A 12,673-nucleotide genomic window follows, 5' to 3' on the forward strand; every position below is an offset into this window, starting at 1 on the left:
CTGCCAGGCATTGCCGATCGGCTGCATGCGCGTCTTCATGACGCCTTCCTGCAGCTCGGCGGTGACGTTGGAGAGGCGCTGCAGCGGCACCTTGAACTCGGTGTCCTCGTTGCGCCTGCTGATCTCCAGCAGCTGGTTGCGGGTCAGCACCAGCTCGGAGACCATGGTCATCAGGTGCTCCAGCGTATCCACGTTGACGCGGATCGACTGGTTGGCGATGCGGTCGCCCTCGCCGGCGGTCTCGTCGGCCATCGACTTCTTCGGCGCGGCCTTTTCCTTGGGCGCCTTGGCTTCCTTCGCGGCCGGAGCCGGAGCTTCAGCAGCCGGGGCCGGCGCGGGCTCGGCCTTGGCAACAGGCGCAGGCGCCGGGGCTTCGATCGCGGTCTCGCGGAAGGCGCGCTCGAGCTCGTCGAGCGAGACTTCGCCGGGACGCAAGGGGCGCTCCAGGGTCTGGTCGACCAGCGAGCCCGAGGTCATCTCCTTGGCGGGCGCGGCAGCGGGCGCTTCCGGCACCAGCGGCGGCGCTTCGGCAACGGGAGCAGCAGCAACGGTAGCAGCGGCGCCGGCCGCCATCGCGGCCATGCCCTGCTCGACCATCGCTTCGAGCTTGTCGATGAGGTCGCGGTCGTTGCCCTCGGGCTCGGCTTCGGTGGCCTCGAGGCCTGCGAGGATCTCCTTGATGCGGTCGATCGAGGACAGGATCACCGTCACGGCCTGGCCGGTCACCGGCATGCCGTCGCGGAATTTGCCCATCAGCGTCTCGCCGGCATGCGCCAGCGCTTCGAGCCTGGGCAGGCCGAGGAAGCCGCAGGTACCCTTGATGGTGTGGACGAGGCGGAAGATGTTATCCAGAATCTTGGCGTTGTTCGGCTCCTGCTCGAACTTCACCAGCTGATTGTCGACGGTGTCCAGGCTCTCGCTGGTCTCCGTCAAAAACTCCCGCAACAGATCATCCATCGGATACGCCTTACTGAGCTGGACTTCGACGCCTGGGCCGCGCCTGGAATTCGGCGGAAGTCTCCTCTCTGGATCGTTAGACAACCCCTTTCACGGTCCCGTTAATTTCATCCTCCGTGCTAATACGGATATTGAAGAGAAGTTTGCGCTTTGCCCGCGTACGCCAGCGCTTTTCGGCGAGACCGGAGCCGCGCCGTGACAAACGGAAACGTTCGGTAAACATCCCGCTAAGGGCGGCCCGGCACGCGCGAAAAAGTTCTGCCCGTGAAGGACGATAGGCGCGGCTTGGGCGAGACCGGCCGCGGTCGGCAGCGCTCGCGCGATCATCGCGTCGTGCCCTGCCACGATCGGCCAGGCCTGCAGTCGTGGTAAACGAACGCTTACCCCGCCGCCGATGCAGCCGGTGCCGCGCTAACCGAGGCGCGCGGCCGCGGCGACATTGTCGGGACGGTGCTCCGCGAGGCAGGCGTTGATGGCGGCGAGCAGCGCATCCGGCGTGAACGGCTTGCGCAGACAGCGTGCCGCGCCGAGCTCCAGCGCCATCCGGAGGAAGTCGGGCGCGGGTGAGTTCAGATCCGCGAATGCGTAGCCGGACATCGCGATCAGCGGAATGGTGGGCGCGTGCTCGTGGAAGATCCTGATCGATTCGAAGCCGCGCATGTGCGGCATGAAGATGTCGATGATCATCAGATCGAACTGCTCGTGTTCGAGAGCGCGCAGTCCCCTTTCGCCGCCATCGGCGATCGTCACACGAAAATCGTTGCGCTGGAGATAGATCTCGATGGCCATGCACACCATCGGGTCGTCGTCGACAACAAGAATGTGGCGCAGACCTTCTGTCCCCGTTTGAGTTTCCCGTTTCGGCGATTCAAAAAATGAACCGTGGGACACGCCGTTCTCCTCTGATCTGGATCGAAATATTGACGATTGCGGACGCCGGTGGCGTAGCCGGAAAAATGGCGACGACTGCGAAATATGTGGCGGCGTCGCGGAAAGGCGCGAAGCAGTCGCGGATGGTGGATGAAAGGTGGCGGGCAAGGGAGGCGGCGCGGATCGAGCGCCGCCCGATGGCATTGGAAAAGCAATGCCTGCCGCCCACCGAAAGCTTCCGGCTCATCAAGGCCCCCTTGCCGGTTCTTCCCGACCGACACGTGGTTGGCGCCGGTCGCGCGCGAATCAGCACGCGATTCTTATTTCCGCCGCAAATGCCTCGGCCTGTCTGCCCTGCAACGGGTATATGGACAGCACCACAACCTCTACAATAGTCTTTTGTGGCTGCGCGACTGAATGATGGAGGGGCGCGGCGCCGATCCTGGCTCGAACGCATGGGAATCATCCTGCATGACCACGAGCGGCCGCCCGTCCAATCAGTTGCTGCAAATGCTCGATGCTGCGGATTTCGATCTGCTGCGCCCGCATCTGGCGACGGTCGAAATGGTCAGGCAATCTGTCTTGGGCGAGGCCGGTTCCGCGCTGAGACATGTCTACTTCCCGCATGGCGGTTCCGTTTCGATCACTGTGAGCTTGTCCGACGGACAGACGATCGAGGTCGCGATGCTGGGGCGCGACAGCGTGGTCGGCGGCGGCGCGGCGCTTGCCGACGGCATTGCACCGGCGGACGCGATCGTGCTCTTCCCCGGCACTGCATCTACGCTGGAAATCGCAGCGTTCCGGACGATAGCCGCCACAAGTCTTTCGTTTCGAGGCCTGATCATGCGTCATGAGCAGGTCCTGCTTGCGCATGCGCAGCAATCGTTGCTCTGCAATACGATGCACCCGGTCGAGGCGCGACTGGCGCGCTGGCTGCTGCGAGCCCGCGACCTGTCCGACAACGCCAACCTGCCGCTGACGCAGGAAACGCTGGCACAGATGATCGGCGTGCGGCGGAACGCCATCTCGCTCGTTGCGCATGCGCTGCAGCGGGCGGGCATCATTCGCTACAGCCGCGGGCAGATCGAAATCATCGATCTGCCCGCGCTGAAGGCAACCTCGTGCGACTGCTATTCGGCGGTGAAGGCCTCGCATTCGCGCCTGCTTGGACCCCCGTAGCGACGGCTGCCGGGTGCAACCGCCTGCATGCCGCGGTGAACACAGCCCGGGGAACGACCGCCGCAGCCGGACCTGTCCCAATTGCCAATATATCCCGGCGTGAACATGATGGAATTTGCCCGTGCCGGAATCGATGTCGCGTGCCGCGACGTCCTGAGTCAGGAGACGGGAGGTAATTTTGGAAACGATGGTGCGCCCATCCAACGGTTTCCTGTCCGCGCTGGCGGCGGATGACTATGAGCTACTCCGGCCCTACCTGCGTACGGTCGAACTGCCGCATGAGGCCGTGCTGGTCGAAACGGGCGAGACGCTCAAGCGCGCTTACTTTCCCCACCGCGGCGTCATCTCGCTGGTGGTGAAGCTCGCCAAGGGCGAGCATGTGCAGGTCGCCATGATCGGCCGCGACAGCCTGCTCGGGACGCTCTCGACCATGGGCGACGCGTTCGCGCTGAATACGGCGATCGTGCTGGTTCCCGGCGTCGCGTCCATGATGGACCTCGACCGGCTGCGTATCGCGGCCGACCAGAGCCCCACCCTGCGGACACAGCTCACGCGCCATGGGCTCGCGGTCTACGCGCAGGTCCAGCAGACCGCAGGCTGCAACGCCGCGCATCCCGTGGAATCGCGGCTGTCGCGCTGCCTGCTGCACACCCATGACCTGTCGGGCGACTACCGGCTGCTGCTGACCCAGGAGGCGATGGCGCAGATGATCGGCGCGCGGCGCAACAGCGTGTCGCTGGTCGCCAATACCTTGCAACACGCCAATTTCATCCACTACAGCCGTGGCCACATCCAGATCCTGAACCTGGATGGCCTGCGCCAGACGGCGTGCGAATGCTATGGGACCGTGAAGGCGCAGTACGACCGGCTGGTCAGCCAGCGCTGACCGGTCGCTTGGTAAACCTGCGGCTAATCCAGGCCTGCAAACCCGCATCGTCCTGCTACCGGAACGGAAATTCGAATGCCGTAGAGATGGGCCGAGCCGCGCCGTGAGCGCCGCGCGACCAACGACCCGTGACCAGGACAGGCAGACCCATGTTTGAAGCGACCGTCACGCCCGCGCAGGGAGCCTTCGATTTCGAGCCGGCGCGCGAGCCGGGCGCCTACGCGGCACTGGTGCGCGAGATCGGCGAGGACGGCGCCGGCGAGGTGCGCGCCGTGTTCTGGAGCGAGACCAGCGCCCGCCTGCAACTGTTCCGCTCGCTGCCGCTGGCGCTGCAGCACGCCAGGATCGCGCGCGAGGCCCATTCGCTGAAAAGCGCGGCCGGGACGTTCGGCTATGTCAGGCTCGCAGGCCTGGCGCTGCGGCTGGAGAAGTCCGCAGCGTCGCTCGGCGACGCCGAATTCCGCGATCTCCTCGAGCAGATGGACGCCGCCTACGACGCCGCCCGCGCGCAGGAGCCGAAGGGCTAGCGGACCGCGCTAAACCCGCCGTACTTCTACGGTTTGTGATTTTTAGAGATGGCTAATGATAGGTGGCGATAGTCGCGGGAAACCAGGAGGGTTTCCATGTTCACCTACGAGACTGCGGACCAGAAAGAAGTCCGTCGCTTCCGCATCGCCCAGTTCAACGGCCGCATGGCGACCGTGAAATCCGGCGAGTCCACGGTGACTGGCTTCGTGCGCTCGGTGCTGGAGCAGGAATCGAGCACCCCTCCCCGCTGGACCATCACGATCATCCCGAACGCCCCGAAGGAAGAGCTCAAGCCGCTGCGGCCCTCCCCGCGCCTGCGCCCCTTCGCTGAAGATTATTTCTGAGCGGGATTCTTCCGGTCCACGCCGCCATCGGCGGCACAAGACGACGCCTCAATCGATCGAATGCAGCAGCGCCGCGCGGACGAGATCCGCGGTGTTGCGGGCACCGAGCTTGCGCATCGCCTCGGCGCGATGGCTCTCGAAGGTGCGCGGGCTGATCTGCATCCGCAGCGCACCCTGCTTGTTCGAATAACCCTCGCTGATCAGACGCAGCACCTCGCGTTCGCGCTTGGTGAGCCGCTTCTGGCCCGACAGGCCGAGGAGTTCGGCGCTCGGCACGCGCTGGACTTGCTGCACGCGCGCGACGCTCGCTTCGGCGTCTTCGATCCGGGGCGGAAGCGCCGAGCCGCCCTTGTGGGGACCGGCGAGCTGCTTGACCAGGCCGCAAACGCGCTCGGTCTGCGCCAGCGCATTCTCCACCACGCGCTGCAGGTAGACGCGGTCGCCCGCGACAGGGGCGAGCTGATCGCTGTGATGCTTGATCTCGCCCATGTAGAGCAGGAGCGCGGTGAGGGGACCGTTGAGCTCGCGGGCGATGGCGGCCGCCATTTCGTCGGCCGCTTTGGCCCGGGCGGCGTTCAGACGGACGAAATCAAGCTCTTCGGTTGGAGCAGTGCCGGTTTCGTACCATTCCGACGGCCGCGAATCGGCGGCCGTATCATTCTGTGACCCCATGTGACCTGTTTAGCGGAACCGGGGCGGGTCTGTGGTTAACTTTTTGCTCCGTAAGACTACGGTGATTTTGGCGGTTTTGCGCTAAAACATCGACATCGGCACAATTTATGCTTGCGCGAAGCTTGCGGTGACCATGCAAGGGTTGAGGATTTCGCCCCGATTCCGGGCAGACGGGCCCGATTTCCTTAATCCGCCCTTCCGCCCGGCGTCCGCCACCCCCGGATTTTACGGATTAATTAACGGCGACTTGCTTCTCTAGGACACGATTGAGAGCGCGCAAATGCCTCCACGCATTGGGCCGGTAGGCCAGCTGGAATCGTTGCGGAAGATTGCGTGCCATGAACGAGATCGACCGGCTGTCGGAATTCTTGCAGAGGCTGACGCCGCTGTCGCGCAGCTGCCTGCTCAGCGAACTCGAGCGGCTCGAGCTGTGCGGCATCGACATGCCCGGCTCGACCGAGATCCAGTCGCGCCTGCGCGCCGAGTTTCGCAAGGACGGATCGACCCAGGCGCGCGCCACCAGCCCGTCCCGCTATTTCTTCGCACCGCTCGAGCTGCTGCTGATCGACGGCGCGCCAGAGCATGCCAATGCAGGGCGGATCTCGCGCAACACGCTCACGCCGATCTGGGAGTGGATCTGCCGCGACCTGCTGCCGACCATGGCGCGCGACTACGTCAAGGCGATCAACGACCAGGTGACCGCCAACAACCCGAAGGAAGTGCAGAAGATCGCGTCCGTCTTCCAGACCAAGGTCATCAAGGTCCTCGAGAACACCCTTAGCTCGGCGGAGAGCACCGAGTTCGCCCGCGGCAAGCTCGCGCAATATACGGCTTCGCGCACCGCCTTCGACGACGTGATGAAGATGCAGCACGTGCTGCGCGCCGGCGATGCGCTGCCGAAGTTCAACGAAAAGCTGCCCGAGAAGATCGCGAAATTCGACGACGGCAAGGTCGCCCAGATCACCGCACAACTCGACGCCTTCAAGAAGGCCCATCCCGAGGCGCTGCCCTTCGCGCTGGCGCTGGTGGCGCGGCGGCTGAAGACGTCCTGGGAATTGGTGCGCCTCGCCACCAAGGCCGCCGCGAGCAAGGCCGCCGCCGACGTCGCCGCCACGCCCTATGCCTGCGTCGTTCCCATGGTGCTCGACCGGCTCGACGACAAGCGCCTCGCACTTAGGATCGCGCTCCGGAACAATCGCGTGCTGGTCGCCCGCGACCTGCTCAGCGAGATCTACGACACCGAATATGCGCTCAAGGTCCGCATCGACGGCATCGAGGCCACCGAGTGGGGCATCCGCCTGCAGCAATTGATGGACGCGATCGCGGCACTGGTCTCCGCCGAGGTGAGCCGCTTCCCGTCCAATGTCGGCCACATCCTCGGCTCGCGCCGGCTGCGCAGCCACGACACGCTCGGCGGCAAGCTCTCCTACCTCGCGTGGAAGGGCCGTGACGCCGTGCAGGACGGCGCGGCAGCGTTTCGCAAATTGATCGGACAGACCTAGATCGGGGTTCGGCCGCGAGCGGCCGCCTTGAGCAGCGCGGCTAGCGCGGCAGGCACAGGAAGCGATCCATGAATCGCCCTGACACCACGAATCTGAACCACCAATACATCACTCGCCGCATCGACATAGCTGTAATCCTCGACAGCCCACCACCCGGCTATGGCGGAGCAATAGCCCAGTTGCGGCAATGCACATGTGATGCGTTTCACACTTTCGCCGTCGCGGCCGCGCGCATTGTCGCAGAACCATCACGAGCGGCAGCGGAACATGCGCGCATCGCGCGAATATGAGTTCTGCGCCCGCAGGCGCCGCGTCTATCCTCCGGCCCATCGCACGCGCATGGGAAGGAAACCGCGATGAGATCGACCCGACGGACAATGACGATGGCGGCACTGCTGGCGGGCGCGCTGGCGCTCACGTCGACGACGATGGCGCAGACCTCGCCGCCGCAGGGGAGCGCGGCTCCGACCGCCGACAATGCCGTGCTGCTCACCGTCTTCCTCAAGCACGACCAATCGCGGCCGCTGAACGAACTGAATGCGCAGCTCGAGAAGCAGGGCTACTACAAATCCTTCCCGCCGCCCGGCGTCGAGGTCGTGAGCTGGTACGTCATGATGGGCATCGGTCAGGTGATCACGCTGCGCCTGCCGGCCTCGCGGCTGCGCGAAGTCAATCGCATCATCGAGGACACCGCGTGGGGACCCTACCGCACCGAATTCTATCCGACCTACGACTACAAGGCGGTCGGCATGGCTCAACACGACAAGGCCACGAGCAATTGAGGCGTCCATTATTCAATTGGGCGAAACGCGAACGTCTGCGTCCTGATGCAGGACACCGGCCGCGCGCTTGCGTCGGCCGTGATGCTCGCGAATCTTCGGCGCTGGCGGTGTCACGCAACCGTCACCCGCCACAGACGTGAAAACTTCCGCAAAGAGATCCGAACAATTTTAGACGTGGTGCGCGCTTTAACGTTACCCAGATAATTCAACAATCGGCTGAAGCCTTCCTTATTTGAAACTGCTCCCGTCGCTAACACCTGTCGCGGAACGGGAGTGGTTTGCGATGAACGACGAAATTGTTGAACTCGCCGCGCGAAGGCCCAAAACCTTCGGACGGCGAAAGGTGACGCCGCGCGCGTGCGTCGCTGACGGCAAGCGCCACCTGCGCGCTTTCCTGGCTGAAGTGCTGGAAGATCTTGGCTTCGTCACCAGCGAATGCGCCAGCGCGGACGAGCTTCAAACGGTGCTGACGAGCGATTTGCCGGACCTGATCCTGCTCGGCATCTCCGCCGACGGCATCGAGCCCGGGAAGTTTCTGGAGACGCTGGTGCGCGAGGCCTTCGACGGCAAGGTTCTGGCCGTCGGCGCGCGCGAGTCGATCATCGTCAGGGCCGTGCAGCAGGTCGGCGAGGAATATGGCCTTGCGATGCTGCCGCCGCTGACGACGCCCTTCGCCGCGGAGACGCTGCGCGAGCGCGTCACGATGCTGCTGCCGGAAGAGCCGGCGCCGAGCCCCGCCGTCCATGTCGGCGAAGCCCTGCATGCCGGCTGGCTCGAGCTCTGGTACCAGCCCAAGATCGACGCGCGGACGTTGATCCGCAGCGGCGCCGAAGCCTTGGTGCGGATGCGGCATCCGACCTGGGGCGTGGTGCCGCCGGCCTATTTCATTCCCGAAGCGCACGATCCGCACTTGCGCGACCTCTCGGAGTTCGTGATCGAGCGCGCCGTGCAGGACTGGCACTATCTGCTCGAGCACCAGAGCCCGGTCGATCTCTCGATCAACCTGCCGGCGTCCTATCTGAAGGAGCCGCACGCCGTGCACGATCTCTGCCGCCGCGTGCCGACGCATCCGGCCTTCGGCGGGCTGACGATCGAGATCGACAGCGAGGAGGCGATCCGCGATCTCGATCACCTCGCCGAGGTCGCGCGCGAGGTGCGTCTGCACAATATCGGCCTGTCGATCGACAATCTCGGCGCCAACTGGCCGGAGCTGATGGATCTCGGCAAGATCCCCTTCATCAAGCTCAAGGCCGACCGGCACTTCGTCACCGGCAGCGGCGACGACCGGCTGAAGCGCACGGTGTGCCGCCACATCGTCGAGCTCGCACAAGGCTACGGCGTCGGTGCCATCGCCGAAGGCGTCGAGAGCCGCGCCGATCTCGTCGCCGCCAACGAGCTCGGCTTCGATCTCGTGCAGGGCTTCCTGTTCGGCAAGCCGATGCCGCTGAAGAAGTTCGCAAGAAGCGCGCTGACGCGGACGGTGCTGGACCAGGCGTGAGGCGCAAGCCTCACGCATACCTGCGCGCGAAGAAGACGCAGACGACCACGAGCGCGGTCGCGGCGATCATGCTCCGGGCGACCGGCTCGTGCAGCAGGAAGCCGGCGAGCGCGAGGCCGAAGAACGGCTGCAGCTGCTGCAACTGGCCGACGCGGGCGATGCCGCCGATGGCGAGCCCGCGGTACCAGAAGATGAAGCCGACGAACATGCTGAAGACCGAGACATAGGCGAGCCCGATCCAGGCGGGCGCGCCTACGCCGTTCCACGACGAGGGCCAGGTCAGCAGCGCGAGCGGCACCATCAGCGGCAGCGCGAGCAGCAGCGCCCAGGAGATCACCTGCCAGCCGCCGAGGCGGCGCGACAACGCAGCGCCCTCGGCATAGCCGAGCCCGCACAGCACGATCGCCGCGACCATCAGGAGATCGCCGGAGAGCGAGGCCGAGCCGTCACCGGAGAGCGCGAAGCCAGCCACCGTGGCGCTGCCGAGCACAGCGAACAGCCAGAACAGCGGCCGCGGCCGCTCGCCGCCGCGCAGCACGGCGAAGACGGCCGTCGACAGCGGCAACAGGCCGATGAAGACGATCGAATGCGCGGAGGTGATGTGCTGGAGCGCGAGCGCGGTCAGCAGCGGGAAGCCGACCACGACACCGACAGAGACGATGGCGAGCGAGGCGAGATCGCCCCGCTGCGGCCGCGCCTGACGGATCAGGAAGAGCACCGCGGCGCCGATCAGCGCGGCGATGACCGCGCGCGCCGAGGTCAGGAACAGCGCAGAGAAGCCGCCGACCGCGACGCGCGTCGCCGGCAGCGAGCCGCTGAAGATGATGACGCCCAGGAGCCCGTTGCCCCAGCCGCTGCCCGCAGAATGCATGTCCGTCCCATTCTCGTTGAGACGCGACACTCGGCTTTCCGCGCTGGCGGGACCAGTCACAATCCAGTACAATCCGGCAAATCTGTATGGGTATGGAAGGTCATACACTTGGACGGCGAAGTCAAAGGTCGCGGCGGAACGCGCACCATCGACGTCATGGGCGCGATCCGCGTCAAGATCGCCGGCCGCGCGCTCGGTGCAGGCGACCGGTTGCCGTCCATTCGCAGCCTCGCCGCGACGATGGGCGTTTCGCCCTCCACGGTGGTGGAAGCCTATGATCGCCTCGCGGCCGAAGGTCTGATCCGCGCGCGTCGCGGCTCGGGCTTCTACGTCTCCCCGACGGTCACGCCGCCGCTTGCGCTCACCGAGGCCGAACCGCGCCGCGACCGCGCGGTCGATCCGTTCTGGGTCTCCAGGCAATCGCTCGATGCCGACGAGAGCGTGCTCAAGCCCGGCTGCGGCTGGCTGCCGCCGGACTGGATGCCGGAGGACGCCCTGCGCCGCGCGGCGCGCGCGCTCGCCCGCAACGATGCGAGCGTCCTGACCAATTACGGCTCGACGTCCGGCGCCCTCGCGCTGCGCCGGCTGCTGCTGGCGCGCCTTGCGGAGGATGCGGTCGAGGCATCGGTCGACCAGCTGATGCTGACGGGTTCGGGCACGCAAGCCACCGACCTCCTCTGCCGCTTCCTGCTTCGTCCCGGCGACACGGTGCTGGTCGACGACCCCTGCTACTTCAATTTCCGCGCGCTGCTGCGGGCGCATCAGGCCAAAATCGTCAGCGTGCCCTATACCGCGTCCGGCCCGGACGTCGCGCGCTTCGAAGAGATCCTCGGCAGCGAGCGGCCGCGGCTCTACATCACCAATTCAGCGCTGCACAACCCGACCGGCACAACGCTCACACTGCAGACCGCGCACCGGCTCCTGACCGCGGCCGCCGCGCACGACCTCACCATCATCGAAGACGACATCTTCGGCGACTTCGAACCGGAGCGCTCGCCGCGGCTTGCCGCGCTCGATGGCCTGAATCGGGTGATCCGCATCGGCAGCTTCTCCAAGACGCTGTCGGCCTCGGTGCGCTGCGGCTACATCGCCGCTCGCGCCGACTGGATCGAGCATCTCGTCGACCTCCAGGTCGCAACCAGCTTTGGCGGCCCGAGCCCGGCCGCGACCGACATCATCGCCAATATCCTGGCCGGCGGCGGCTACCGCAAGCACATGGACGAGCTCCGGCAAAGGCTGACGCGGACACGCCGCGACGTCGCACGCAGGCTGCAAGCGTTAGGCGTCGAGCCCTGGCTGATGCCGCGCGGCGGCTTCTTCCTCTGGTGTCGCCTCGCAGGCGGGAAGGACGCCACAGCGGTCGCGCGCGCCGCGCTCGAAGAGGACGTGGTGCTGGCGCCGGGCAACGTGTTCAGCGTGGCGCAGACGGCTTCGGATTTCATGCGGTTCAACGTGGCGCATATGAGCGAACCGCGGATGTGGGACGTGCTGCGGCGGGCGTTGAAGGCGGGCAGCACATGATCGGCCTCGCTTAGTTCGCCTTGATGCCGGCCTCGCTGATGAGCTTGCTCCATTTCGCGCTCTCGCTCTGAATGAAGCGGCCGAACTGCTCCGGCGACATCGGCGCCGGCTCTGCGCCGAGGGTCCGGATCTTCTCGACCACCGACGGGTCCTTCAGGGCTTTCGTGAAAGCATCGTTCAATCTGCCGACGATGTCCGGAGGCGTGCCGGCCGGCGCGACGAGGCCGAACCAGCCAACGGATTCGAACCCCGCGATGCCGCTCTCGGCGAGCGTCGGCACGTCGGGCAGGGACGGAAGGCGGCGCGCCGAAGACACGCCGATCGCGTTGAGCTTGCCGTCGAGGATCAATTGCCGCGACGCCGGAATATCCAACACCGCGAAAGGGACGTGCCCCGCGAGAACATCGACCGTGGCCGGTGCAGTCCCGCGATAGGGGACCAGCTCCATCGCGATCCCCGTTTTCTGCGTGAACAGCGCGGCGGTCAGATGCATGGCCGTTGAGTTGCCGCCATGTCCGATCGACAGCGCACCCGGCTTGGCCTTGGCGAGCGCGACCGTCTCCGCGGTACTATGCGCGGGGATATTCGCTGACGCGACCAGCACGAAGGGAATTTCCGCGAGCAGCGTGATCGGAGCGAGGTCCTTCAGCTCGAACGGCATCGATGAATTGAGGTGCGGGTTCACCGTCAGCGCGCCCGCGGGCGCAACACCGAGCGTGTAGCCGTCGGGCTTGGCCTGCGCGACCGCGGCCATGCCGATGTTGCCGCCGGCGCCGGCGCGGTTCTCGATCACGAGGCTCTGCTTGAGCTCGGCGGTGACGAGCGGCTCGAGCGCGCGGATGACAGTGTCGGCGCTGCCGCCGGGCGGGAAGGTCACGATGACCTTGATCAACTGCTCGGGATAGGCAGCACGACTCGCCTGCAGCGGCAGCGCCGCGAAGCCTGCGGCCGTCAGCACGGCCAGGATGTGACGCCTTGCAACGTGAAACACGTTCTTCCTCCCCGGTGCGTTCTTGTTCTTGAAGTCCGGCCGGTGGCCTGCGCCGTGGGCCGCTTGCTCGAA

At 65.8% G+C, this 12,673-nt stretch carries 14 protein-coding genes; 8 read left to right on the top strand and 6 right to left on the bottom strand.

The genetic code is table 11. From position 1 onward, the window contains the following. The 3 genes from A7X65_RS11870 to A7X65_RS41640 form a co-directional block, all read right to left on the bottom strand. On the bottom strand, nt 1-957 hold a 957-nt coding region (locus A7X65_RS11870; RefSeq protein ID WP_208608607.1), incomplete at its 3' end, for an Hpt domain-containing protein. A gap of 411 nt (nt 958-1,368) precedes the next feature. After that, a complete protein-coding gene (locus A7X65_RS11875; protein ID WP_167358267.1) occupies nt 1,369-1,788 on the bottom strand; it encodes a response regulator in 420 nt (139 codons plus the stop codon). 37 nt (nt 1,789-1,825) lie between these two features. Then, entirely contained in the window at nt 1,826-2,074 is a 249-nt protein-coding gene (locus A7X65_RS41640) for a hypothetical protein (protein WP_156527768.1), read from the bottom strand. 224 nt (nt 2,075-2,298) lie between these two features. Here A7X65_RS41640 and A7X65_RS11880 point away from each other — a divergent pair, with 224 nt between their 5' ends. The 4 genes from A7X65_RS11880 to A7X65_RS11895 all read left to right on the top strand — a co-directional run bounded on the left by A7X65_RS11880 (nt 2,299) and on the right by A7X65_RS11895 (nt 4,764). Next, nucleotides 2,299-3,006, top strand: coding sequence for a Crp/Fnr family transcriptional regulator (locus A7X65_RS11880; protein WP_063687616.1), 708 nt, complete (start codon nt 2,299-2,301; stop codon nt 3,004-3,006). A gap of 187 nt (nt 3,007-3,193) precedes the next feature. Further along, entirely contained in the window at nt 3,194-3,892 is a 699-nt protein-coding gene (locus A7X65_RS11885; RefSeq protein WP_186467248.1) for a Crp/Fnr family transcriptional regulator, read from the top strand. A gap of 149 nt (nt 3,893-4,041) precedes the next feature. Continuing rightward, nucleotides 4,042-4,419 (top strand): Hpt domain-containing protein, encoded by a 378-nt coding sequence (locus A7X65_RS11890; RefSeq protein WP_063684938.1) that lies wholly within the window; start codon nt 4,042-4,044, stop codon nt 4,417-4,419. A gap of 96 nt (nt 4,420-4,515) precedes the next feature. Next, nucleotides 4,516-4,764 (top strand): hypothetical protein, encoded by a 249-nt coding sequence (locus A7X65_RS11895; RefSeq protein ID WP_063684939.1) that lies wholly within the window; start codon nt 4,516-4,518, stop codon nt 4,762-4,764. 48 nt (nt 4,765-4,812) lie between these two features. On the opposite strand, the gene A7X65_RS11900 is transcribed toward A7X65_RS11895, so the two are convergent. Continuing rightward, nucleotides 4,813-5,436, bottom strand: a complete 624-nt coding sequence (locus tag A7X65_RS11900) for a helix-turn-helix domain-containing protein (protein ID WP_063684940.1) — start codon at nt 5,434-5,436, stop codon at nt 4,813-4,815. 338 nt (nt 5,437-5,774) lie between these two features. Here A7X65_RS11900 and A7X65_RS11905 point away from each other — a divergent pair, with 338 nt between their 5' ends. The 3 genes from A7X65_RS11905 to A7X65_RS11915 all read left to right on the top strand — a co-directional run bounded on the left by A7X65_RS11905 (nt 5,775) and on the right by A7X65_RS11915 (nt 9,218). After that, nucleotides 5,775-6,938 carry a hypothetical protein gene (locus tag A7X65_RS11905; protein WP_063684941.1) on the top strand — a complete coding sequence of 388 codons (1,164 nt, stop codon included), beginning with the start codon at nt 5,775-5,777 and terminating at the stop codon, nt 6,936-6,938. Nucleotides 6,939-7,294: 356 nt separating this feature from the next. Next, nucleotides 7,295-7,720, top strand: coding sequence for a hypothetical protein (locus tag A7X65_RS11910; RefSeq protein WP_063684942.1), 426 nt, complete (start codon nt 7,295-7,297; stop codon nt 7,718-7,720). Between the two features lie 283 nt (nt 7,721-8,003). After that, the gene (locus A7X65_RS11915; protein ID WP_063684943.1) at nt 8,004-9,218 is read left to right on the top strand and encodes an EAL domain-containing response regulator; all 1,215 of its coding nucleotides are present in this window, start codon (nt 8,004-8,006) and stop codon (nt 9,216-9,218) included. 10 nt (nt 9,219-9,228) lie between these two features. Here the strand turns inward: A7X65_RS11915 and A7X65_RS11920 are convergent, their stop codons facing one another. Continuing rightward, complete coding sequence (locus A7X65_RS11920) at nt 9,229-10,089, bottom strand: DMT family transporter (RefSeq protein ID WP_063684944.1); 861 nt, start codon at nt 10,087-10,089, stop codon at nt 9,229-9,231. Nucleotides 10,090-10,245: 156 nt separating this feature from the next. Between A7X65_RS11920 and A7X65_RS11925 the strand changes: the two genes are divergently transcribed. Then, entirely contained in the window at nt 10,246-11,610 is a 1,365-nt protein-coding gene (locus A7X65_RS11925; protein ID WP_063687618.1) for an aminotransferase-like domain-containing protein, read from the top strand. A gap of 10 nt (nt 11,611-11,620) precedes the next feature. Here A7X65_RS11925 and A7X65_RS11930 read toward each other — a convergent pair whose 3' ends face one another. Then, the gene (locus A7X65_RS11930) at nt 11,621-12,601 is read right to left on the bottom strand and encodes a Bug family tripartite tricarboxylate transporter substrate binding protein (protein WP_063684945.1); all 981 of its coding nucleotides are present in this window, start codon (nt 12,599-12,601) and stop codon (nt 11,621-11,623) included. Between the last annotated feature and the right edge of the window lie 72 nt (nt 12,602-12,673).

Source organism: Bradyrhizobium stylosanthis (assembly GCF_001641335.1).
Classification (GTDB): Bacteria; Pseudomonadota; Alphaproteobacteria; order Rhizobiales; family Xanthobacteraceae; genus Bradyrhizobium; species Bradyrhizobium stylosanthis.

Excerpts from the sequence above, each read along its gene's own strand:
- A7X65_RS41640 (WP_156527768.1), bottom strand. The coding sequence starts at position 2,074 with ATGAGCCGGAAGCTTTCGGTGGGCGGCAGGCATTGCTTTTCCAATGCC.
- A7X65_RS11880 (WP_063687616.1), top strand. The coding sequence starts at position 2,299 with ATGACCACGAGCGGCCGCCCGTCCAATCAGTTGCTGCAAATGCTCGAT.
- A7X65_RS11885 (WP_186467248.1), top strand. The coding sequence starts at position 3,194 with ATGGTGCGCCCATCCAACGGTTTCCTGTCCGCGCTGGCGGCGGATGAC.
- A7X65_RS11890 (WP_063684938.1), top strand. The coding sequence starts at position 4,042 with ATGTTTGAAGCGACCGTCACGCCCGCGCAGGGAGCCTTCGATTTCGAG.
- A7X65_RS11895 (WP_063684939.1), top strand. The coding sequence starts at position 4,516 with ATGTTCACCTACGAGACTGCGGACCAGAAAGAAGTCCGTCGCTTCCGC.
- A7X65_RS11900 (WP_063684940.1), bottom strand. The coding sequence starts at position 5,436 with ATGGGGTCACAGAATGATACGGCCGCCGATTCGCGGCCGTCGGAATGG.
- A7X65_RS11905 (WP_063684941.1), top strand. The coding sequence starts at position 5,775 with ATGAACGAGATCGACCGGCTGTCGGAATTCTTGCAGAGGCTGACGCCG.
- A7X65_RS11910 (WP_063684942.1), top strand. The coding sequence starts at position 7,295 with ATGAGATCGACCCGACGGACAATGACGATGGCGGCACTGCTGGCGGGC.
- A7X65_RS11915 (WP_063684943.1), top strand. The coding sequence starts at position 8,004 with ATGAACGACGAAATTGTTGAACTCGCCGCGCGAAGGCCCAAAACCTTC.
- A7X65_RS11920 (WP_063684944.1), bottom strand. The coding sequence starts at position 10,089 with ATGCATTCTGCGGGCAGCGGCTGGGGCAACGGGCTCCTGGGCGTCATC.
- A7X65_RS11925 (WP_063687618.1), top strand. The coding sequence starts at position 10,246 with ATGGGCGCGATCCGCGTCAAGATCGCCGGCCGCGCGCTCGGTGCAGGC.